Below are 663 nucleotides of genomic sequence, written 5' to 3' on the forward strand. Positions count from 1 at the left end.
ATGATGGCAGAGAGGTCACACCCGTTCCCATACCGAACACGGAAGTTAAGCTCTCTAGCGCCGATGGTAGTTGGGACCTTGTCCCTGTGAGAGTAGGACGTTGCCAGGCAAAATGGAGGATTAGCTCAGCTGGGAGAGCACCTGCCTTACAAGCAGGGGGTCGGCGGTTCGATCCCGTCATCCTCCACCATATATGTCGGAGGGGTAGCGAAGTGGCTAAACGCGGCGGACTGTAAATCCGCTCCTTCGGGTTCGGCAGTTCGAATCTGCCCCCCTCCACCATTCTTAATTAATGGGCTATAGCCAAGCGGTAAGGCAACGGACTTTGACTCCGTCATGCGCTGGTTCGAATCCAGCTAGCCCAGCCATTAAGAGCCATTAGCTCAGTTGGTAGAGCATCTGACTTTTAATCAGAGGGTCGAAGGTTCGAGTCCTTCATGGCTCACCATTTTAATGAAATATGCGGGTGTGGCGGAATTGGCAGACGCACTAGACTTAGGATCTAGCGCCTTTGGCGTGGGGGTTCGACTCCCTTCACCCGCACTTTTAATAAAATAACTCATACATGTCTTGCGGAAGTAGTTCAGTGGTAGAATACAACCTTGCCAAGGTTGGGGTCGCGGGTTCGAATCCCGTCTTCCGCTCCAATTTTCAATATGACAT

General features: G+C 52.0%; 6 tRNA genes and 1 rRNA gene. All 7 read left to right on the top strand.

The annotated features are described in order from the left end of the window. A 5S ribosomal RNA gene (gene rrf / locus ACTFRY_RS29725) occupies positions 1-109 on the top strand; the annotation flags it as partial. A gap of 5 nt (positions 110-114) precedes the next feature. Continuing rightward, positions 115-190 (top strand) — tRNA-Val (locus ACTFRY_RS29730). An 8-nt stretch (positions 191-198) separates the two neighbouring features. After that, a tRNA-Tyr gene (locus ACTFRY_RS29735) sits at positions 199-282 on the top strand. 11 nt (positions 283-293) lie between these two features. Then, a tRNA-Gln gene (locus ACTFRY_RS29740) sits at positions 294-368 on the top strand. Positions 369-372: 4 nt separating this feature from the next. After that, positions 373-448 (top strand) — tRNA-Lys (locus ACTFRY_RS29745). 14 nt (positions 449-462) lie between these two features. Next, positions 463-543 (top strand) — tRNA-Leu (locus ACTFRY_RS29750). A 29-nt stretch (positions 544-572) separates the two neighbouring features. Beyond that, positions 573-647, top strand: a tRNA-Gly gene (locus tag ACTFRY_RS29755). The last annotated feature ends 16 nt before the right edge of the window (positions 648-663 follow it).

The organism is Bacillus cereus group sp. MYBK195-1 (genome assembly GCF_051916605.1).
GTDB lineage: Bacteria > Bacillota > Bacilli > Bacillales > Bacillaceae_G > Bacillus_A > Bacillus_A cereus.